Annotated in this window: 14 protein-coding genes; 8 read left to right on the top strand and 6 right to left on the bottom strand. The window is 72.4% G+C overall.

What is annotated here, in order from left to right:
* Nucleotides 1-14 precede the first annotated feature (14 nt).
* Nucleotides 15-3,929, bottom strand: a complete 3,915-nt coding sequence (locus tag KALB_RS29760; RefSeq protein ID WP_025359331.1) for a type VII secretion protein EccC — start codon at nt 3,927-3,929, stop codon at nt 15-17.
* A gap of 104 nt (nt 3,930-4,033) precedes the next feature.
* On the opposite strand from KALB_RS29760, the gene KALB_RS29755 reads away from it, so the two are divergent.
* Genes KALB_RS29755 through eccD form a run of 6 tightly spaced genes read left to right on the top strand, consistent with a single transcriptional unit; the run spans nt 4,034 to nt 9,471 of the window.
* Nucleotides 4,034-4,819: a WXG100 family type VII secretion target gene (locus KALB_RS29755; protein ID WP_236650054.1), complete on the top strand. Its 786-nt coding sequence runs from the start codon at nt 4,034-4,036 to the stop codon at nt 4,817-4,819.
* 30 nt (nt 4,820-4,849) lie between these two features.
* Nucleotides 4,850-5,875 (top strand): WXG100 family type VII secretion target, encoded by a 1,026-nt coding sequence (locus KALB_RS29750; RefSeq protein WP_148309716.1) that lies wholly within the window; start codon nt 4,850-4,852, stop codon nt 5,873-5,875.
* Complete coding sequence (locus KALB_RS29745; protein ID WP_025359328.1) at nt 5,872-7,314, top strand: WXG100 family type VII secretion target; 1,443 nt, start codon at nt 5,872-5,874, stop codon at nt 7,312-7,314. Before KALB_RS29750 ends, KALB_RS29745 begins: the two co-directional genes overlap by 4 nt.
* Entirely contained in the window at nt 7,311-7,760 is a 450-nt protein-coding gene (locus KALB_RS29740; protein ID WP_030110070.1) for a hypothetical protein, read from the top strand. Before KALB_RS29745 ends, KALB_RS29740 begins: the two co-directional genes overlap by 4 nt.
* Nucleotides 7,761-7,771: 11 nt before the next feature.
* On the top strand, nt 7,772-8,101 hold the full coding sequence (locus tag KALB_RS29735) for a YbaB/EbfC family nucleoid-associated protein (protein WP_025359327.1): 330 nt from the start codon (nt 7,772-7,774) through the stop codon (nt 8,099-8,101).
* Nucleotides 8,101-9,471 carry a type VII secretion integral membrane protein EccD gene (gene eccD, locus KALB_RS29730; protein ID WP_025359326.1) on the top strand — a complete coding sequence of 457 codons (1,371 nt, stop codon included), beginning with the start codon at nt 8,101-8,103 and terminating at the stop codon, nt 9,469-9,471. Before KALB_RS29735 ends, eccD begins: the two co-directional genes overlap by 1 nt.
* Here the strand turns inward: eccD and KALB_RS29725 are convergent.
* A complete protein-coding gene (locus KALB_RS29725; RefSeq protein ID WP_025359325.1) occupies nt 9,468-10,613 on the bottom strand; it encodes a glycosyltransferase in 1,146 nt (381 codons plus the stop codon). The two genes, eccD and KALB_RS29725, sit on opposite strands and share 4 nt — an antisense overlap.
* Nucleotides 10,614-10,622: 9 nt before the next feature.
* A complete protein-coding gene (locus KALB_RS29720; protein WP_042220935.1) occupies nt 10,623-11,756 on the bottom strand; it encodes a type VII secretion protein EccE in 1,134 nt (377 codons plus the stop codon).
* Between the two features lie 114 nt (nt 11,757-11,870).
* Here KALB_RS29720 and eccB point away from each other — a divergent pair, with 114 nt between their 5' ends.
* On the top strand, nt 11,871-13,241 hold the full coding sequence (gene eccB / locus KALB_RS29715) for a type VII secretion protein EccB (protein ID WP_420811811.1): 1,371 nt from the start codon (nt 11,871-11,873) through the stop codon (nt 13,239-13,241).
* Nucleotides 13,231-13,887, top strand: coding sequence for a LuxR C-terminal-related transcriptional regulator (locus tag KALB_RS29710; protein WP_025359322.1), 657 nt, complete (start codon nt 13,231-13,233; stop codon nt 13,885-13,887). Before eccB ends, KALB_RS29710 begins: the two co-directional genes overlap by 11 nt.
* 126 nt (nt 13,888-14,013) lie before the next feature.
* On the opposite strand, the gene KALB_RS29705 is transcribed toward KALB_RS29710, so the two are convergent.
* From KALB_RS29705 to KALB_RS29695, 3 genes are all read right to left on the bottom strand, one after another.
* Nucleotides 14,014-15,126 (bottom strand): HNH endonuclease signature motif containing protein, encoded by a 1,113-nt coding sequence (locus KALB_RS29705; protein ID WP_081789595.1) that lies wholly within the window; start codon nt 15,124-15,126, stop codon nt 14,014-14,016.
* 1,140 nt (nt 15,127-16,266) lie between these two features.
* Nucleotides 16,267-17,040 carry a DUF427 domain-containing protein gene (locus KALB_RS29700; RefSeq protein WP_025359320.1) on the bottom strand — a complete coding sequence of 258 codons (774 nt, stop codon included), beginning with the start codon at nt 17,038-17,040 and terminating at the stop codon, nt 16,267-16,269.
* 82 nt (nt 17,041-17,122) lie between these two features.
* A complete protein-coding gene (locus tag KALB_RS29695; protein ID WP_081789594.1) occupies nt 17,123-17,803 on the bottom strand; it encodes a hemerythrin domain-containing protein in 681 nt (226 codons plus the stop codon).
* Nucleotides 17,804-17,897: the final 94 nt, after the last annotated feature.

The raw sequence follows: 17,897 nt of genomic DNA, 5'->3' as shown, positions 1-17,897 counted from the left end.
ACGCTCGGATACGGCTAGGAGGGGGACCAGGCGACCTGGATGAGGCTGGTGGTGGCGCGGCGGCGGACGAGGTGGCCGCGGCCGGGGGGCTGCTGGGTGGGCTTGACCTCACCGAGCAGCGGGCCCTCGTCGGGGGAGCCGGACAGCATGACGCCGGGCGAGCCCAGTTCGCGGACCCGTTGCACCACCGGCTCGAACAGCGCGCGGGAGGCGCCGCCGCTGGCCCTGGCGATGATCAGGTGCAGGCCGATGTCGCGGGCCTGCGGCAGGAACTCCAGCAGCGGGGCCAGGGGATTGCGCCCCGTGGTGGCGACCAGCTCGTAGTCGTCGACCACCACGAACAGTTCGGGACCGGTCCACCAGCTGCGATCGCGCAGCTGCTCGACCGTCACGTCCGGGCCCGGGATGCGCCCCCGCATGGCCTGTGCCACCTCGGCGACGAACCCGTTGAGCACCGGCTCGGAACCGGCGTAGCCCAGCAGTTGCGGGCCGCGCACGCAGTCGAGCAGGCCACGCCGGTAGTCGGCGATGATGATCGCGGCCTCCTCGGCGGTGTAGCGCTGCTCGATGCCGCGCGCGATCGTGCGCAGCAGCGCGGTCTTGCCGGACTCGACGTCACCGAAGCACAGGAAGTGCGGGTCGGCGGCGAAGTCCAGGTGCACCGGCTTGAGGTCGGACTCGCCGATGCCCAGCGGGACGAGCTTGCCGGTGTCCGCGGGCAGTTCGGCCAGCGACACCTGCTTGGGCAGCAGGCGGACCCGAGGCGCCTGCGGGCCGGTCCACGCGGCGCTCACGGCCTCCACGAGCTTGGCGGCACCCTGGGCCAGCGAACCGATGCGCTGGTCGGCGTCGGCGCGCGGCAGGGCGGTCAGGAAGTGCAGCTTGTCCTTGGTCAGCCCGCGCCCCGGGGCCCCGGTCGGCACGTTCTGCGCCGCCCTGCGGTCGATCGAGGAGTCGGCCGGGTCGCCCAGCCGCAGCTCGAACCGGGTGCCCGCGGCGTCGCGCAGCTGGGGCCGCACCCCCATCCACCAGTTGGCCGACACCACCACGTGCACGCCGAAACCCAGTCCGCGTGCGGCGAGCCGGATCACGGCCTGCTCCAGGGCCTCCTGCTCCTCGCGCAGCGTGGCCCAGCCGTCCACGACCAGGAACACGTCGCCGAACTCGCGGCCCTCCTCGCTCTCCTGGAACTCCGCGCGGCGCTGGCGGAACGTGGCGATCGAGTCGATCCCGTTGGCGGCGAAGAACTGCTCGCGCTGGGTCAGCAGCGTGGACACCTCGGCCACCACGCGGCGCAGCCGGTCGGCCTCGCGCCGGGTGGCGTAGCCGGACACGTGGGGCAGCCCGGCGATCGGCCGCAGCGCGCCGCCGCCCATGTCCAGCACGAAGAACTGGACCTCGACGGGCGTGTGGGTCAGCGCGAGCACGCCGATCAGGCTGCGCAGCAACGTGCTCTTGCCGCTCTGCGGGGCGCCGACCACGATGGCGTTGCCCGCCGCGCCGGAGAAGTCCGCCCACAGCAGGTCACGGCGTTGCTCGAAGGGCTTGTCCACCACGCCGATCGGCACGGTGAGCCGCCCGTTGCCGCCCCAGCCCACCGGGCACAGGCCGCGCTCGGGGTCGGTGCCGATCGGCGGCAGCAGGTGGTCCAGGGTCGGCGGGTCGCCCAGCGGGGGCAGCCAGATCTGGTGCGCGTCCGGGCCCTTGCCGGTCAACCGGTCCACCATCGTGCCCATGATCGACTCACCCCCGCCGGACTCCGCCGGGGCCACCTCGTGCCGGACCTGCTGCGGGATCTCGGTCGCCGCGAGGGTGAACGGCAGTACGGCGCGCATCGGCGCGGGTCCGCTGGCGGCCACCCCGCGCGGCGGCAGCTCGCCGGAGACGTAGGCCGCCTTGAAACGGATCAGCGTTTCGGTGTCCACACGCAGGAATCCCGAACCCGGTACCGGCGGCAGCTGGTGCGCGTCGGCCACGCCGAGCACGGAACGGCTCTCCGAGGCGGAGAAGGTGCGCAGGCCGATCCGGTACGACAGGTGCGAGTCCAGCCCGCGCAGGCGGCCCTCCTCCAGCCGCTGCGAGGCCAGCAGCAGGTGGATGCCCAGGCTGCGGCCGAGCCGGCCGATCATCACGAACAGGTCGATGAACTCCGGCTGGCTGCTCAGCAGCTCGCTGAACTCGTCGATGATCACCAGCAGTGAGGGCAGCGGGTCCAGCGCGGCACCGCCCGCCCGAGCGCGCTCGTAGTCGCGCACCGAGGCGTAGTTCCCGGCCGCGCGCAACAACTCCTGGCGGCGCACGAGCTCGCCCTTGATCGCGTCACCCATCCTGTCCACAAGGGACAGATCCTCCGCGAGGTTGGTGATCACCGCGCAGGTGTGCGGCAGGCCGGTCATGCCCGCGAAGGTGGCGCCGCCCTTGAAGTCGATCAGCGCCAGGTTCAGCGTCTCCGAGGAGTGCGTGGCGGCCAGGCCGATCACCAGCGTGCGCAGCAGCTCGCTCTTGCCCGACCCGGTGGCCCCGATCACCAGCCCGTGCGGGCCCATGCCGCCCTCGGCCGACTCCTTCAGGTCCAGCTCCACCGGCCGGCCGTCCGGGTCGACGCCCAGCGGCAGCCGCAGCCGCTCGCGGGCGGTGCGCGGGCGCCAGGTGATCGCGGTGTCCAGGTCGCGCGGGTCGCCGATGCCCAGCAGCCCGGGCAGCCCGAAGTTGGCCGCCATCGGTGCCTCGGACACCACCGGGGCGGCCCGGTGCAACGGGGTGAGCTGGCGCGCGAACGCCTCGGCGGAGGCCGGGTCGAGCCGATCCGGCTTGCCCAGCAGGGCGATCCGCCGCTCGTTCTCGTCGCCGACCACCATGCCCAGCCGGTCGCCGACCACGTGCAGGCACAGCTCGTCCGGTCCCGGCGGCTGCTCCGGCACGCCCCCGGTCACGTCGATCACGGTGACCCCGTGCCGCCCACCGGCCGCCGCCAGCCGCGCGTCCTGGCCCAGCTGCCCGCCGTCCACCACCAGCACCACGTGCTGGAACTCCAGGGTCGCGCCCTTGCGGTTGAACGGCGGCCGGTCGCCAAGGTCGGGGCCCAGCCGGTCGGCGAGCACCCCAACCTGGTCGGCCGCCAACCGGCACGGGCCGGTGGGGTCAGTGCCGCCAGCGTGGTTGTGCGGCAGCCACTTCGCCCACTCCCACTCCGGAGTGCGTTGCGGCGCAATGCAGAGCGCGACCCGCAGATCACCGGGGGAGTGGAAGGCCGTCAGCTGGGCGAGCACCGACCGGACCAGCTCCAGCGCGCACTCCCGCTCCCCAGTGACGACGATCCGCGCGAAGGAGCGCAGCGAGATCGCCACCGGCAGGTCGGGCACGGTGGCGTAGGCGCGGATGAAGTGGCGCAACGCGGTGGAGCACACCGGGTCCAGGTCCTCCAGCGGCACGGTCTGCGGGGCGCGCAACGGGGTGGCCAGCCGCTGTGGGCCGGTGCCCACCCGCACCCGGCCGAACGCGGGGTCGGCGCGGTGGCGCTCCCACAGCCGCCCACGGGCCAGGAAGGCCCACAGGTCGGCCGGATCGGGCTGGGTCGCGGTCAGCGCCACCCGCTGCCGGTCGGCCACCTCGCGGACCTGCCCGCGCAGCCCGGCCAGGTAGCGCTGGTAGTCCCGGCGCTCCTCGTTGATCTGCGCCTTCTTGGCCACCCCGCCCTTGGCCAGTGACATGACCACCATGCCGCCCATGGACACCACGAACAGCGCGCCGAAGACATAGGTCATCACCCCGCCGCTGCGTCCTATGTAGACGAACGACATGACGCCCATGCCCAGCATCATCGGCAGGAAGAACAGCAGCTGCGTGGCGCCCTGCCCGCCGCCGCCCTTGGGCAGCATCGGCGGGGACTGGAGCTGGATCTCACCACTGGGCGGTTGCACGACACTCACGCGTCGGCATTCTGCACGTCGTGGGCCGTCGGCAGTAGTGGGTACTTTTGCCGTCCAGGGCTGCCCCGGCGCCCCCATAGGCTGACCGCCGAATCGGTGGACCTGTGAGCTCGGTGGGAGGCAGCGGGATGGAGTCGGGCCGGTACGAGGTGCGCCCCGAGGCGATGCGCGCGGCTGCGGGCAACGTCGGCGGGATCATCCTGCAGACCATCAACGCGGTGCTCGGCCTGGAGTCCCTGCTGGTGGCGCCGACCTCGTTCGCCGCCATCGGCGACGCCGTGGCCTCGGGCAACACCGCGATGCAGGCCCAGCAGGTGGCCGCGCTCCAGTCGCTGCTCAAGGGCCTGCAGGCCGTCAACGACCTGGTCAAGCGCAGCGCCGACGACTACGACCAGGCCGACCGCGCCATCGCGCAGGGCTTCGGCGGTGGCGGCGGCACCGACAGCGGCCCGACCAGCACCTGGTCCAGCCCCGCGGCCAGCGCGGTCGCGGCACACGCGGTCAGCGACAGCATCGGCGCCACCGGGGACCCGAACTCGGTGGGCAACGTGCTGGACTACCTGGGGCAGGCCGGGCTCGGCCACGCCTCCTCGGCGGGCCTGCACGCCCAGGACGGCGGGCAGTTCGCCGACTGGCTCGACGCCAGCCCGGACCACCAGGCCGGGGTCGGCGTGCTCGGCGTGTACGCCGGGGTGGCGCGCGACTTCGGGGACGTCCCCGGCGGGGTGCACCCCGGTGACGTGGTGGTGGTGGACAACGGCTCCGGCTCGGTGATCGGCATCGCCGGGCAGGGCGGGCGCCTGTACAACCACGGCCTGGTGACCCCCGACTTCGGTGCACTGGCGACGGTCCGCGTCTACCGGCCGATGGCCGCCGCGACCTCCCTCTGACCCGCGCGACCCCAGGAGAGGGGACCCGAGGTGTACATCTTCCCGAACTCCAGCGCGATGGACGCGACGGCGGCGGGCGGTGGACCGATCACCTTTCTGCCCAGGATCGTCACCGGCTCGCCCGAGCAGATCATGACGCACGTCACGCAGGTGCTGGACAAGGCCAGGCACTTCATCTCGCTGATGGACGAGTTCGCCAAGGCGGAGAAGCAGCTCGCCCAGGTGTGGTCGGGCAAGGCCGCCGACGGGGCGCTGAAGAAGATCTCCGACTCGGTGCAGTCCTTCGAGAAGATCATCAAGGTGGTGCAGGAGGGCGCCCAGCTGCTCGGCGTCGCCGGCGGCCTGGTCAAGGCGGCCCAGCACGCCTACCAGTCGGTGGTCTCGGCGGTGAACCCGACGGTGGCCGCGTTGATGTCCAACCCGTGGACGCACGCAGCGGCACGTGCGCTGTCCAGCGCGACGAGCGCCTCGTTGCGCGCGTTCATCGAGTCGATCGGGGCGCTGCTCAAGACCCTGGGCGTGGTCAAGCTCGGCACCCAGCTCAGCACGCTGGCGGGCATCATCGGTCAGCTGGAGGAGCTGTTCGGCGGCTCGAAGTCGCAGGCGGCCACCGGGGGCGGCACGCCGACCGACACCAGCACCGTCAGCAGCACGCCCGTCACCGCACCGCAGACCCCGCCGCCGGTGGCCTCCACCTCCGGACAGCAGGCCGTGCAGCAGGCCGCGGCCACGAACCCGATCACCAACTACACCCCGGCCGCGCTCAACGGGTTCACCGGCAACACCGCCAACACGGCGAACAGCTGGATCCCCGTCGATCCCGCGCCGACTCCTGTTGCCACCACGCCTGCCACCACACCTGTTGGCACGCCGACGACTCCGGCGATGCCCAGCAACAACACGATCACCGTCACCACGACGATCGACGGTGAGAGCACGAAGGTTGAGCTGCCCGCCGACCACGACGTGGACGTGGACGTGCAGGTACCGGTGCACGGGCAGACCGTGACCGAGCACATCTCGGTGACCGGGCTCGGCAAGGTCGCGGCCCGGTGACGGCCACGCTGATCGACCTGTCCGGGCTGGTGGGCTCGGTGTTGCAGTCCTACCTCGGTGTGGTCGACAAGTGCCGCCAGCTGGTGACCGGGGACCCGGCCGCGTTGCGGGCCGCCGCCCAGCGGCACGCCGACCAGGCCGCCCGGCTGACCTCGGTCGGCGGCCAGTTCACCTCCTGTGACGCCAAGTTGGCGCCGATCTGGCAGGGCAGCGCGCACGAGGCGTTCCACGGTTCGGCGGTCAAGCTCTCCGCCGACCTGAACGAGGTGGCCGCCCAGCTGCGCACCGAGTCGCAGCGGCTGGCCATGGCCGGTGCCGCGATCAGCGTCACGATGTCCACAATGGACAACGTTCGCGCGCAGTTCGTGCACTACGCGCAGGACCTGATCAACCAGGCCCGCACCGCCTCGGCCAGCCAGGTCGGCGCCTTCCTCAGTGCGGCAAAGCAACTCGGCGAGTCCGCCGTGTCCGCGGCGCGCACCGTGGAGGAGCGGCTCGCCTCGGCGCTGCGCCAGCTCTTCGGACTGTCCGGAGTGGAGTCGCCGGAGCACGAGGGCCCCGGCACGGTGAAGATCGACTTCGAGCAGCTCAAGCGCGGGCCGCTGACCTGGATCGGCGACGAGATCCTCAACGGGCGCAAGCGTCCCCGTTCGGTGCCCTCGGCCTTTGCCAACTCCGGCTGGTACAAGCTCGGTGCGGACGGACTGACCGGCACCAGGGCCCCGCGCAAGGACGACACCCCGTTCGGCGCGGCCGAACTGCCCGAGCACGCCTCCACCGGGCGCAAGCTGTGGCACGAGACGAACGTGTCGCTGTGGAAGCTGTCCGAGGAGCACAGCGTGCTCGGTGACGCCAGTTGGGGCGGCAAGCTGGAAAGCCACGGCGAGCACGCCAGCGGGGACCTGCACCTCTACGCGGGGCCGCGCGCCACGGTCGAGGCCGGAGTGGGAATCCACAGTAGACAGTTCCGAGTGGACGGTTCACTCAAGGCGACCCTGCTGGACGCGGGCGCCTCCGGGGTACTGGCCGACGGGCCGGTGACCGCGCGCGGGGACGTGGGCGGGTTCGTCGGCGGCCAGGCCAACGCGCACCTGGACGCGGGCCTGCACGGGGTGGCCGCGCACGTCGACGCCTTCGCCGGGGCCAAGCTCACCGGCGCGGCCGCGGTGGACGTGGCGGGCATCGGCGTGGGCGCCAAGGGGGAGCTGGAGGTGGGGCTGGGCGCCCAGCTCGACGGGCAGGCCACCTGGGACAACGGGCACGTCAAGGTCAACTTCAAGGTGGGCGCCGCGCTGGGTGTCGGTGCGGGCTTCGGCGCGGACATCGACGTGGACGTGCCGAAGGTCTGGCACACCGCCCAGCACTACGGCCACGACGCGATCGAGTCGGTGGAGCACACCGCATCGGCCGCGGCCAGCGCGGTGGGGTGGCCCTGGTGAGCGTGCCGCTGGGTGTGGACGTGCCCGAGGGCTGGCAGGCCGTTGACCCCGCGGACACCGGTGCGGTGCTGATCGTGGTGCTGCCCGTGCCGGAGGGGGAGTTCCGGCCGAACATCACCGTGGGCGTGGGCGATCCGGCCGAACACGTGGACCTGGACGCGGCGGCCGACGCGGCCCGCGCGCGGCTGACCGAGCTGGCCACCGAGCTGGAACTGCGCAGCCGCAAGCACATCGAGTCCGCGCTGACCCCCGGGCTCACCCAGGTGTTCGACCTGCTCCTCGGGCCGCTGCGGCTGGTGCAGTCCCAGGTGCACCTGGCCGTGCCGCTGCCCGACACCGCACACCACGTGGCCGTGGAACTGGCCTGCACCTGCACACCCTCCCAGGCCGAGCGGGTGGTGCCGGACTTCCAGCGCTTCGTGTCCAGTTTCCACCTGCGCAGTTGAAAGGGCGTTTCATGGATTGGGAGACCGGGGTCGACGTGGAGGACCTGCTCAGCCAGGTGCGCCGCCAGCAGGAGGAGGTCGAGCGCATCCAGGCCGGGGTGCAGACCATGCAGGTGCGCGGCAGCTCGCGTGGCGGTGAGGTGACCGTCTCGCTCAAGGGGGACGGCCGGTTCACCGAGATCAGCATCGACCCGGACACCGCGCGCCGTTACAACGCACGGGACCTGGGCGAGATCGTGTTGGAGGCGGTCAACGACGGGCTGGCCAAGCTCGCCGAGGCCACCACCGCGCGCTTCGCCCCCGTCATCGAGGCCGCCTCGCGGATGGAGAACCTGGGCTGATGATCTCCACCACCCGGCGGATCACGGTGGTCACCCCTCGCGCCAGGGTGGACGTGGCCCTGCCGGTGCAGAGCACGCTCGCGGAGCTGCTGCCCCAGTTGGTGCGGCTGTCCGGGGCGGAGGGCCAGGCCTCAGCGGAGAACCCGGGCTGGGTGCTGTCCCGGCTCGGCGACTCGCCGTTCCCGCCGGGGCTCACCGTGGCCGCGGTGGGCCTGCGCGACGGCGAGGTGCTGCACCTGAGCCCGCGCGAGCGGCAGGCCGTGCCGCTGCTGTTCGACGACGTGGTGGACGCCATCGCCAGCGCCGCGGGCACCAGGACCGGCACCTGGCAACCGCGGATCGCCCGCAGGGCAGCGCAGTTCGCCGCCGTGGCGGTGCTGCTCGGCGCCGCCGTGCTGCTCGGCTCCGGGCTGGCGGGCACGCTGTGGGCGCCGATCGCCTGCGGGGCCTACGCCCTGGTGCTGCTGGCCGCGGGCGGTGCGCTGGCCAGGGCCTACGGGGACGCCGACTCGGGAACCGCCTGTGCCACAGCGGGTCTGGGCGCCGCGCTGGTCGCCGGGCTGACCGCGGCCCCGCCCAACCTGGTGGCACTGGCACCCGGCTCTGTCGCATGTGGACTCGCGGCCGTCACCGGTTACGGGGTGCTGTCCGCCGTGCTGGTCGCGGACCGGCTCGCCTGGTTCGGCGGCGCGGCCCTGGCCGCCGGGCTGGGGACCGTCGCCTCGGCGGTGGTCCTGCTCAGCGGCAGTTCGGTGGCCGGGCCCGCCGCCGTGCTGGCGGCCGTGGCCACGGCGATCGCCGCACTCGCACCGATGATGGCGCTGCGACTGGGCAAGCTGCCGCTGCCCCGGGTACCGGCGGACATCGAGTCCTTCCGCGCCGAGGAGGAACCCACGCTCGGCCCCGACGTGCTGGACCGCACCTCGGGCGCCGAACACATCCTCACCGGTCTGCTCGCCGCGACCGCCGCCGTGGTCGTCGGCTCGGTTTTCGCCCTGCTCACCGAGGATTCGCCCTGGCAGGCCGCGCTCGCCGGGGTGCTGGGACTGGTGTGGCTGCTCCGCTCGCGCTCCTACACCGGCACCGCCGCGCGCGTGGTGTTCCTGCTGGCGGGCGTGCTCGTGCTCGCCCAACTCGGCTGGTGGCTGATCGCCCAGGACCACCGGGTCCTCACCCTGTGCGCGGCCGGTGCGCTCGTGCTCGCCGCCGTGCTGTGCCTGGTGCACTCGCTGCGGGTCACCCGCGGACTGCGCTCGCCGTACTGGTCCCGGCTGATGGACCTCGCCGAGTTCACCGGCCTGATCGCCATCGTGCCGCTGATCGGCGCGATCCTCCGGGTGTACCAGACGGTTCGCGGCATGGTCGGCTAGCGCGCGTCCCGGCACACCTGGACCGGGTCGCGCACGTTGGCCGCACTCCTGGCCGCCCGCGCCGCGGCCTCGGCGTAACCGGGATCGCCCAGCACGCGCCGCACGGCCTCACGCAGCGCCTCGGCCCGCGGTGGCCGCACCACCACGGCGCTGCCCTGGCGCGCGGCCCGGTTGGCCAGCTCCCACTGGTCGCCACCACCGGGCACGACCACGGCCGGTGTGCCCGCCAGCATCGCCTTGGCCAGCGTGCCGTGCCCTCCGCCGCACACCACGACCGAGGCCTGGCGCAGCAGCAGGTCCTGCCGTCCCAGACCGGCCCGCGCCCAGGCGGGCAGCCCGGCGGGCGGTGGCCCGAACGTGGTCACCACCGCCCGCACGCCGGTGCCCCGCAGGGCGTCGAGCGCGATCTCGGCCAGGCCGTCCACCCCGCTCGTCGAGGTCGAGGCCGCGATGACCGCCAGTGGCGCCTCGCCGGGCGGCGGCTCCAGCACGTCCTGGGTCGGTTCCCACAGCAGCGGGCCGACCACGTAGGCGTTGCGGGGCCAGTCCGGTCGCGGTACTTCCAGCGCGGGCAGGGTCGCGATCAGCCGTGCCACCGGCCCCGGACCGTCCGCGGGCAGGCCGATCTCGCGCCGCGCCTGGGCCCGCTGCCGGACGCCCTGGCTGGTCGACCGCGCGGTGGCCGCCCGCAGCACCGCGTCCCGCAGTCGGCCGCCCACCCCGGTGCCCACGGCCAACCCGGTGCCGATCGGCGGCAAGCCGCTGGACGGCTCGTACAGCGGGTGCGGGGACAACTGCGCCCAAGCCACGCCGAGCAGTTCCGCGGCCAGGGCGCCGCCCGGTGCGAGCACGTCGCAGACCACGAGATCGGGCTGGACCTCGGCCAGGCGCGGCGCCAGCACCCTGGCGAGCGCGGCGGCCCCCTCGTGCAGCACGCGGCCCAGATCGGCCTGGTCGTCCACCGGCTTCGGCGGCGAATCGGCCATGCGCCGCGCCGGGATCCCCGCGCCGATGGCGGTGTCCACCCACCGTGCGGCCGTGAACAGCGTCGGTGCGTCCCCGGCCCCGGCGAACCGCTCGCACAACGCGATCGCCGGGAAGACGTGACCAGGATCGGAACCAGCGACCACAGCTACCCGCACAGCCGGACCCTAGTCCAGGGCGAGCGGCAGCGTCCGCAGGACGTGGTTCCCGTGCCGCCCGTTGAGCGGCACCAGGTCACCGGCCAGCCCGCGCAGCACCCGGTCCAGGCGGCGCGGCGCGTGCTTGAGCTGGAAGCCGATCCGCACCCCGGTGCTCGCCTCGACGGTGCCGCCGGGCGTGCGGCCCAGCCGGAACGAGGTGCAGGTGAACTCGCTGCCCGGCACCAGCTCGCCCAGCAGCTCCACGGCGGCCCGGTTGCCCGCGGGCGCGAAGCAGGCCTGGTGCAGTCGGCCGATCGACCAGGTGCGCCAGCTCTGCTCCACCCTGACCTCGGGGCGTGACCCCGGTGTGGCACCGGCGAAGGCACGCGGATCGGTGCCCAGCGCCACGAGCAGGTCCTGGCGCAGTTCGGGTTCGTCCAGCACGGCACCGGCCTGTCCCGCCTCCGCCAGGCGGCCGACGAGCCCCAGCGCGGCGCTCGCGGCGGCCCGTTCGGCCCCGGTCGTGCCGCCGCCCCTGGCCAGGGTGGCGCCCGGGGCGTCGGCGGGCCGGTAGCGCAGGGCCAGCCAGTGGATCCGCACGGGCTCAACGGGTCCCGGCCCGACAGCGGTCGGTGCGGGCGCCGCCCACACCACCAGTTGCGCGCCCGCCAACGGGATGTCCGCACGGCTGTGCGCCGCTCGCAGCGCCTCGATCAGCGCCGGTGTGTCGGGCTCGGACAGCAGGCGCACCACCGTGATCCAGCTGTCGTCCACGCGTGCCACGCCCACCCGGTTGCCCGCCCGGTCGACGTGCCGGTGCACCGTCAGCCCCGGCAGCACGGCGGCGATCGGATCCTGTTGCGGGGCAAGGCGCCGGACCGCACGCTGTGCGCCCGCGTGGCCCAGCCGCACGAGCAGCCACTGGTACAGGCACAGCCCGCTGCTGCGCACCGAGGTCAGCGCCACCGCCAGCACGGCCAGCACGATCACGGCGATTCCCGTTGGGCCCAGCGGTATCGCGGTCGCCAGCACGGCCAGCGCCGCGACCTGCCACACCGCGACCTGGCCCGCGCCGACCGGTCGCAGCCAGCCCGCTTTGACCGTTCTGCGTCGAGTGCCAACCTTGCGGAACTGGACCGTGCTCTCCACTGCTGAACTCATCGCGCTCCTGCCCCCGCGGGCGCCAACCTTGCCCGAAATTACCCAGCAAACCCCTGGGCCGCAGGGCAAGCATAGGTATGCTCGGGCGACGCCGTACAGAGGGCATGGGGGCCTGTGTTGTGGACTCAGCGTGATCAGATCCAGGCGTACCAGTTCCTGCGCCGAAGGCTGGTCTCCGCTTTGGTGTCCGCCGACGCCAATTCGCCGGTCTCACCGAGCAGGCGGCTGGTCGCGGGCGTCGCCGTCGGGGTCGGGGTCGCCCTGCTGGTGACCGCGGGCTTCGGCGTGGCCGGGGTGCTCAGCCCCACCGGGGACGCCGACTGGAAGCAGGGCGGCCAGGTGCTGGTGGAGAAGGAGACCGGCGCCCGCTTCGTGCTCGGCCAGGACGGCCTGCTGCACCCGGTGCTCAACTACGCCTCGGCTCGCTTGCTGGCTGGTGGCAACGGGGACAAGACCACCACCGTGCCCGCGTCCACCCTGGCCGGTGCCGCCCGCGGGCACGCGCTGGGCATCGCCGGTGCGCCCGACTCGCTGCCCGCCGCCGACCACCTGCTGCCGCCCGCGCTCACCAGCTGCTCGTGGAGCTCGCCCGACGCGCCCACCGCCGCCGAGCCGGTGTCCACCGTGCTGCTCGGCGTCTCCGGCGGCGGGCGCCCGCTCGCCCCCGGCCAGGGCCTGCTGGTGCGGTCCCGCTCCGGGGACCGGTACCTGATCGCCTCCGGGCGACGCTACCGGCTGCCCGAGGACGCCGCCCTGACCGCGCTCGGCTACGACGGCCTGCCCGTGCTGCCAGTGGCCGGGACCTGGGTCGACACCGTGCCCGCCGGGCAGGACCTCGGCCTGGTGTCCGTGCCCGACAGCGGGGCCAGCGGCCCCACCGTTGGCGGCAGGTCCACCCGGGTCGGGCAGGTGCTCTCCGCCGACAACGGGGTCTTCTACCTGGTGCGCAAGGACTCCCTGGCCACCATCACCCAGACCGAGGCCCGGCTCGTCGTCGGCAACCCCGCCAACACCGGCACCCGGACCGTTCCCGTGTCCACCGCCGACATCGCCGCCGTGCCCAGGGCCCAGGCGTCCACTGTGGACGAAAACGCCGGTGGCTACCCGCGCCGCGTGCCCGCCGTCGACCCCGCCTCCACCGGCCGCCTCGCGCTGTGCGCCGCGGGCGGCCAGATCACCCTCGGCCCCGCTGTGCCCCTGCCCGCCGGGGCGCGCACCATGCCCGTGCCCGGTCGCACCGATGACCGTGTCGCCAACGAGGTCTACGTGCCGCCCGGTTCCGGTGCGCTCGTCAACGACGGCGCCGCCGTCTACCTCGTCACCGACACCGGCACCAAGTACCCCGTGTCCGGTGCGGACGCCGTCAAGGCCCTTGGCTACGGCTCCGTGTCGCGGCAGGGCGTGTCGACCAGCCTGTTGTCACTGCTGCCCACCGGGCCCGCCCTGGATCCGCGTGCCGCACAGAGGAGCACCGATGGCGGATGAGATCGAACCGATCCCGGTCGGTGTGATCGAGGACCACCCCCTGTACCGGGCCGCCGTCGCCCGGGTCCTCGAGGACGCGCCCGACATCGAACTCGGTGTTGTCGCCGACTCCGTGGCCCGCTTCGCCGCCGGCCGGCAACCCGCCGGTGGCGTCGTCGTACTCGACCTGAAGCTGCGCGGTGTCCGTGACGCCGCCGCCGTGATGGAGGTCGTCGGCATGGGCCACAAGGTGCTCGTCGTCTCCGCCCACGCCGGTCAGGCCGAGGTGCTCGGCGCCATCTCCGCCGGTGCCCGTGGCTACCTGTCCAAGGACGCCGACGGCGCCGAGATCCTGCGCGCCATCCGCGAGATCGCCGTCGGCAACAGCTACGTCTCACCCACCCTCGCCGCCTTCGTGCTCAACTCCTCCCGCCAGCGCAACACCGGCCCCAAACTCGCACTGTCCAAACAGGAACAACAGGTCCTGTCCCTGCTCGCCGCCGGTGAACGCGACCAGGACATCGCCGACGCCATGAACATCACCGTGCGCACCGTCCGCTCCTACCTGGACCGCATCCGCGACAAGACCGGCCGTCGCCGCAGGCCCGACCTGACCCGGCTCGCCATCGAACAGGGCATCGCCCACGAGGGCGGCCTGCGCGACTAGGGCTCGCACTGCTGGGGTAATGACCAGGTGAAGGCGGCGTTCGGTGTGCTGGACGCATTGTTCACCGATTTCGGTCAGGTCGGCCCGTTACCGCTACGCTGGCTGGTCAGGACTTTGAGGCATAGCCTAGCCCGATTCCCGTCTGAGCCAGCTCGGTGGTGTGAATTCCGGCTGCCCGTTGGTGATTCGTACTGTCCAGCCGCTGTGGTGGATGAGTCTGTGGTGCATTCCGCAGAGCAGCACCAGGTTGGTCAGTGCGGTGTCTCCGCCGTTGGCCCAGTGGGTGATGTGGTGTGCGTGGCAGGTGCTGGGGCGTCTTCTGCATCCTGGGAATGCGCAGTGTTTGTCCCTGACGATCAGTGCTCGTCGGAGGTGAGGTGGCACGGTGTAGCTGATGCGGCCGATGTCGAGTGGTTCGGAGTTGCTGCCCAGTACTACTGGGATCACCTTCGCGTCGCAGGCGAGTCGGCGGATCGCTGATGGGGCGAGTTCGGTGGTTCCTGTGCCGGTTTTTAGCGTGTGCCAGTCGATGGTCACTGCGATGTGGGGGCGTTCTCCGCCTTCGGTGGGCGTGGTGCTGGTTTCCAGTAGTTCCGCGAACGCGTCTCCTTGTCGTTCGGGCAGGGTGCGTGTGTCGTGGGCGTCGTGTGGTTTCGCCAGCGGGCTGAGGACTGCCCCCAGCAGTGCGCCGGTCTCCGCGTCCAGGCACCCGTGGAACCGTACTGACCCGTCCCGCCGTGTGTCGTAGCGGAATTCTCGTCGGGGATGGGCGAGTTCGTCCTCGCTCGGTAGCGCCCCGTCGGGGTCCAGCCGGTTGACGATCTCCCGGCCCAGTGGCACCAGGTTGGAGGCGTCCAGTGTCTGGGCCGCTGCTGCCAGGACCTCGACCGCGTGTCCGCGCTCGGTCTGATCCACGTGTGGCGGCAACTCCCGTAGCACCCGGTTGATCACCGACAACTGCTCCGGCTCCAACGCCACCCCCACCGGAACACCCGCGTGCGCGATCCGCTGCCTGGCTTCCTTCTTGCTCACGCAGAGCACACCACGCAGCAACTCACTCAGGCTCGGATACCCCACCCGCTCCGCCACACCCCGCGCTTCGGCCTCCGCGACCAACCCCAACACCTTCGCATAGGCTTGCCGCAGAACCACTTCCGCGTCCTGCAACTCACCCAACAGCTCCGCGTCACCCAACCGCCACAACCCTGCGGCAGGCTGAGTCTCCACGAATGCTGTCATACCAACAATTCTACCCCCGAAATCGCACCAAAACCGTTGCCCACCAATGGCTACCCATGTGGGTGACCACGCCCAAAACCCAAGCCGGGCAGTCGGCGAAACTTGCCCACCGGAGCCCGGGACTCACCCTCCCCACAACGGGACTCACGCTCTAGTCAGCGGGACTCGCCCACCCCAGCCCGGGACTCGCGCTCCCCACAACGGGACTCGCGCCCCGGTCAGCGGGACACGCCGCCCGCCGCCGACATGCCGCCCCGGACACGCCGACACGCCACCCCGGAACACCGAACTCGCGGTACGGAACGTCCAACACGCCACCCCGGACACGCCGACACGCGGCACCGCAACGTCCGACACACCGCACCCCAAACGCCAACACACTATCCCGCAACCGCCAACACACCACCCCGCACCGTCCGACACGCACCGCAACTCTCGCCTACTGCGCACCACCAACCCCCGCACACCGCCCACCAATCCGGGGTTGGTTTTGTGTGGGTAGCGGCGGCCTTACGCTCGTCGGCGAATCGGGGCGTCCTCCACGCCCCGACTACCCCGATTACGGCCGCCGCGAGGGACCCGCACCAAACCAACCCGCGTCACCAGCCCGGCAGCACCCCGCACGCCACCCACTCACGCCACGCCCCGCACACCGGGGCTCACCCACCCCAGCCCGGGACTCACACACCGGAGCCCGGGACTCGCCCTCCTCAGAGCGGGACTCGCGCTCCCCACACCGGGACACACCGCACCAGAAGCCCCAACACGCAGCCCCGGACCGCCGAACACACCATCCCGCAAGCGCCGACACGCCTTCCCGCAACGTCCGACACGCGCCACCAACCCCCGCACGCCGCCCGCCAACCCGCGTCACCAACCCCGCCACACCCCGCACGCCACCCACTCACGACACGCCCCGCACACCGGGACTCACCCACCCCACAACGGGACTCGCCCTCCTCAGAGCGGGACTCGCGCCCCGGTCAGCGGGACACGCCGCCCGCCGCCACCAACACGCCGCCCCGGAACGCCGAACACACCGCACCGGAACGTCCGACACACCACCCCGGACACGCCGACACGCCACCCCGCAACGCCGAACACACCCCCCGGACCGCCCAACACACCCCCAACCACCCCCTACACCACCTCGACCGTCACCTTCCCCGGGTCGAAGCTGATCTTGCCGGCGATTGCGGTGCACTCCACGAACGGCTGCTCGTAGATCCAGGCCACGTCCTCGATCTCCGCGGTCCGCACGTACGAGGCCGTTCCCTTGTACGGGCACACCGTGGACGTGTCGGTTGGGCTGAGCAGGTCGAGGCGCACGTCCTCGCGGGGCAGGTAGTACCGGTTGGGCAGGCCGTTCTCGGACAGCACGAGCGGTCGGCCGCTCTCGGCGAGGACCTGGTCCCCGGCGCGGACCACGACCTTGCGGCTGCTGGCGCGGATGTCCACGCGGGTGAACGGGTCGCGCAGGTGCCCGAAGACCTCCTCGTCCTCGTCGTACCAGTGGTCGAGGGCTGCCCAGTACACCGAGGCGTACCCGCGCAGCCACTCCGCGGCGGGCAGCGGTTCGCGGTAGGCCCACACGGCGTTCTCGGCGGTGCGCTCGCCCACGGTGATGCTGCGGTACGAGGCGTCGCCCTTGAACGGGCAGTGGGTGGACAGGTCGGTGTCGGTGAGCAGCGCGGTGTCCAGGTCCTCCTCGGGCACGTACAGCCGGGGCAGGATGTTGGACTCGTGCACGAGCACACCTCGATCGGTGTCGAGCACGGTCCGGTCGGCGAAGACCCCGCGTACCCTGCGGGGGAACGGGGTGGCCAGCAGCTTGTGCGCCGGGCCGTCGATCCGGTAGTTCGCGGCGCTCGGCGGGTTCGCGGACAGCGGTCCGTTGCCAAGGGTCAAGCTCATCGTTCGCCTCCTAGGTCCGCTAGGGACAACCCCGGCCGCTGCCGCGGGTATTCCGCCAACCTCGGTGCGGTGGCCGTGCCGGCTACGCCGTCGTGCGCAGCCCGGCGGCGGCGAGTCGGCGGGTGTAGGCGGGTAACCACTCGTGCTGGTACACCTCGGCCTGGCCGGGCGCGATCAGCGCCACGAACCGCGCCGCGCTCTCCGGGGCGGCGCCGTCGGTGATCCAGGGCAGCACCTCGGGCAGCAGGCCCCGTGCCATCAGGTCCTCGCCGTTGCTCCGTTCCACCTGTGCCCAGTCGGCGGTGCTGAACTCGGCCAGGATGATCGGCAGGACCCGCTGCTCCTCCACGGCCAGGTGGCAGCCCAGCAGGTTGTCCAGGTCGGTGACGGCCTTGCGCGCGGCGTCCTGGTGTCCGGGCAGCTCGGCCAGCCGCGTGCCGACCTCGGCGGTCAGCTTGTCCAGCCGGTGGTGCTCGGCCTCCAGTTCGCCGAGCACCTCTGCTGCCTCCGCGCACCTCGCCGTCACCAGCGGCCACATCACGTGGTCCTCCACCTCGTGGTGGTGCTCCAGGATCCGCACGGTGGTCGACCAGCAGTTGACCAGCGCCTGTGCGCGCGCCGCCGGCGCCTCCCGCTTCCTGGTCAGCAGCAGCCTCAGCCTGGCCAGGTCCCGCCGGAAGCAGTCGTGCGCCCGCAGGAACAGGCTCAGGTCCCCGGCGGTGATCCGGTCCATGCACACCTCCGCGCTCGAAGCTGCGATCATCGCTGAGCGGTGGCGAACCCGCCAATGGGCCGATCGGGCAGCACTGGTGACACACGGGTGACGACCGCGAGTGAACCTGTGCCGACGGCCGGTC

Origin of the sequence: Kutzneria viridogrisea DSM 43870 (assembly GCF_000525635.1) — a bacterium.
Lineage (GTDB): Bacteria > Actinomycetota > Actinomycetes > Mycobacteriales > Pseudonocardiaceae > Kutzneria > Kutzneria viridogrisea.
Note: the sequence above shows the minus strand (reverse complement) of the source record. Positions and strands in the feature narration are given on the sequence as shown.

Coding starts and splice junctions, on each gene's coding strand:
- KALB_RS29695 (WP_081789594.1), bottom strand. CDS start 17,803: ATGATCGCAGCTTCGAGCGCGGAGGTGTGCATGGACCGGATCACCGCC.
- KALB_RS29705 (WP_081789595.1), bottom strand. CDS start 15,126: ATGACAGCATTCGTGGAGACTCAGCCTGCCGCAGGGTTGTGGCGGTTG.
- KALB_RS29710 (WP_025359322.1), top strand. CDS start 13,231: ATGGCGGATGAGATCGAACCGATCCCGGTCGGTGTGATCGAGGACCAC.
- KALB_RS29735 (WP_025359327.1), top strand. CDS start 7,772: ATGGATTGGGAGACCGGGGTCGACGTGGAGGACCTGCTCAGCCAGGTG.
- KALB_RS29720 (WP_042220935.1), bottom strand. CDS start 11,756: ATGAGTTCAGCAGTGGAGAGCACGGTCCAGTTCCGCAAGGTTGGCACT.
- KALB_RS29700 (WP_025359320.1), bottom strand. CDS start 17,040: ATGAGCTTGACCCTTGGCAACGGACCGCTGTCCGCGAACCCGCCGAGC.
- eccD (WP_025359326.1), top strand. CDS start 8,101: ATGATCTCCACCACCCGGCGGATCACGGTGGTCACCCCTCGCGCCAGG.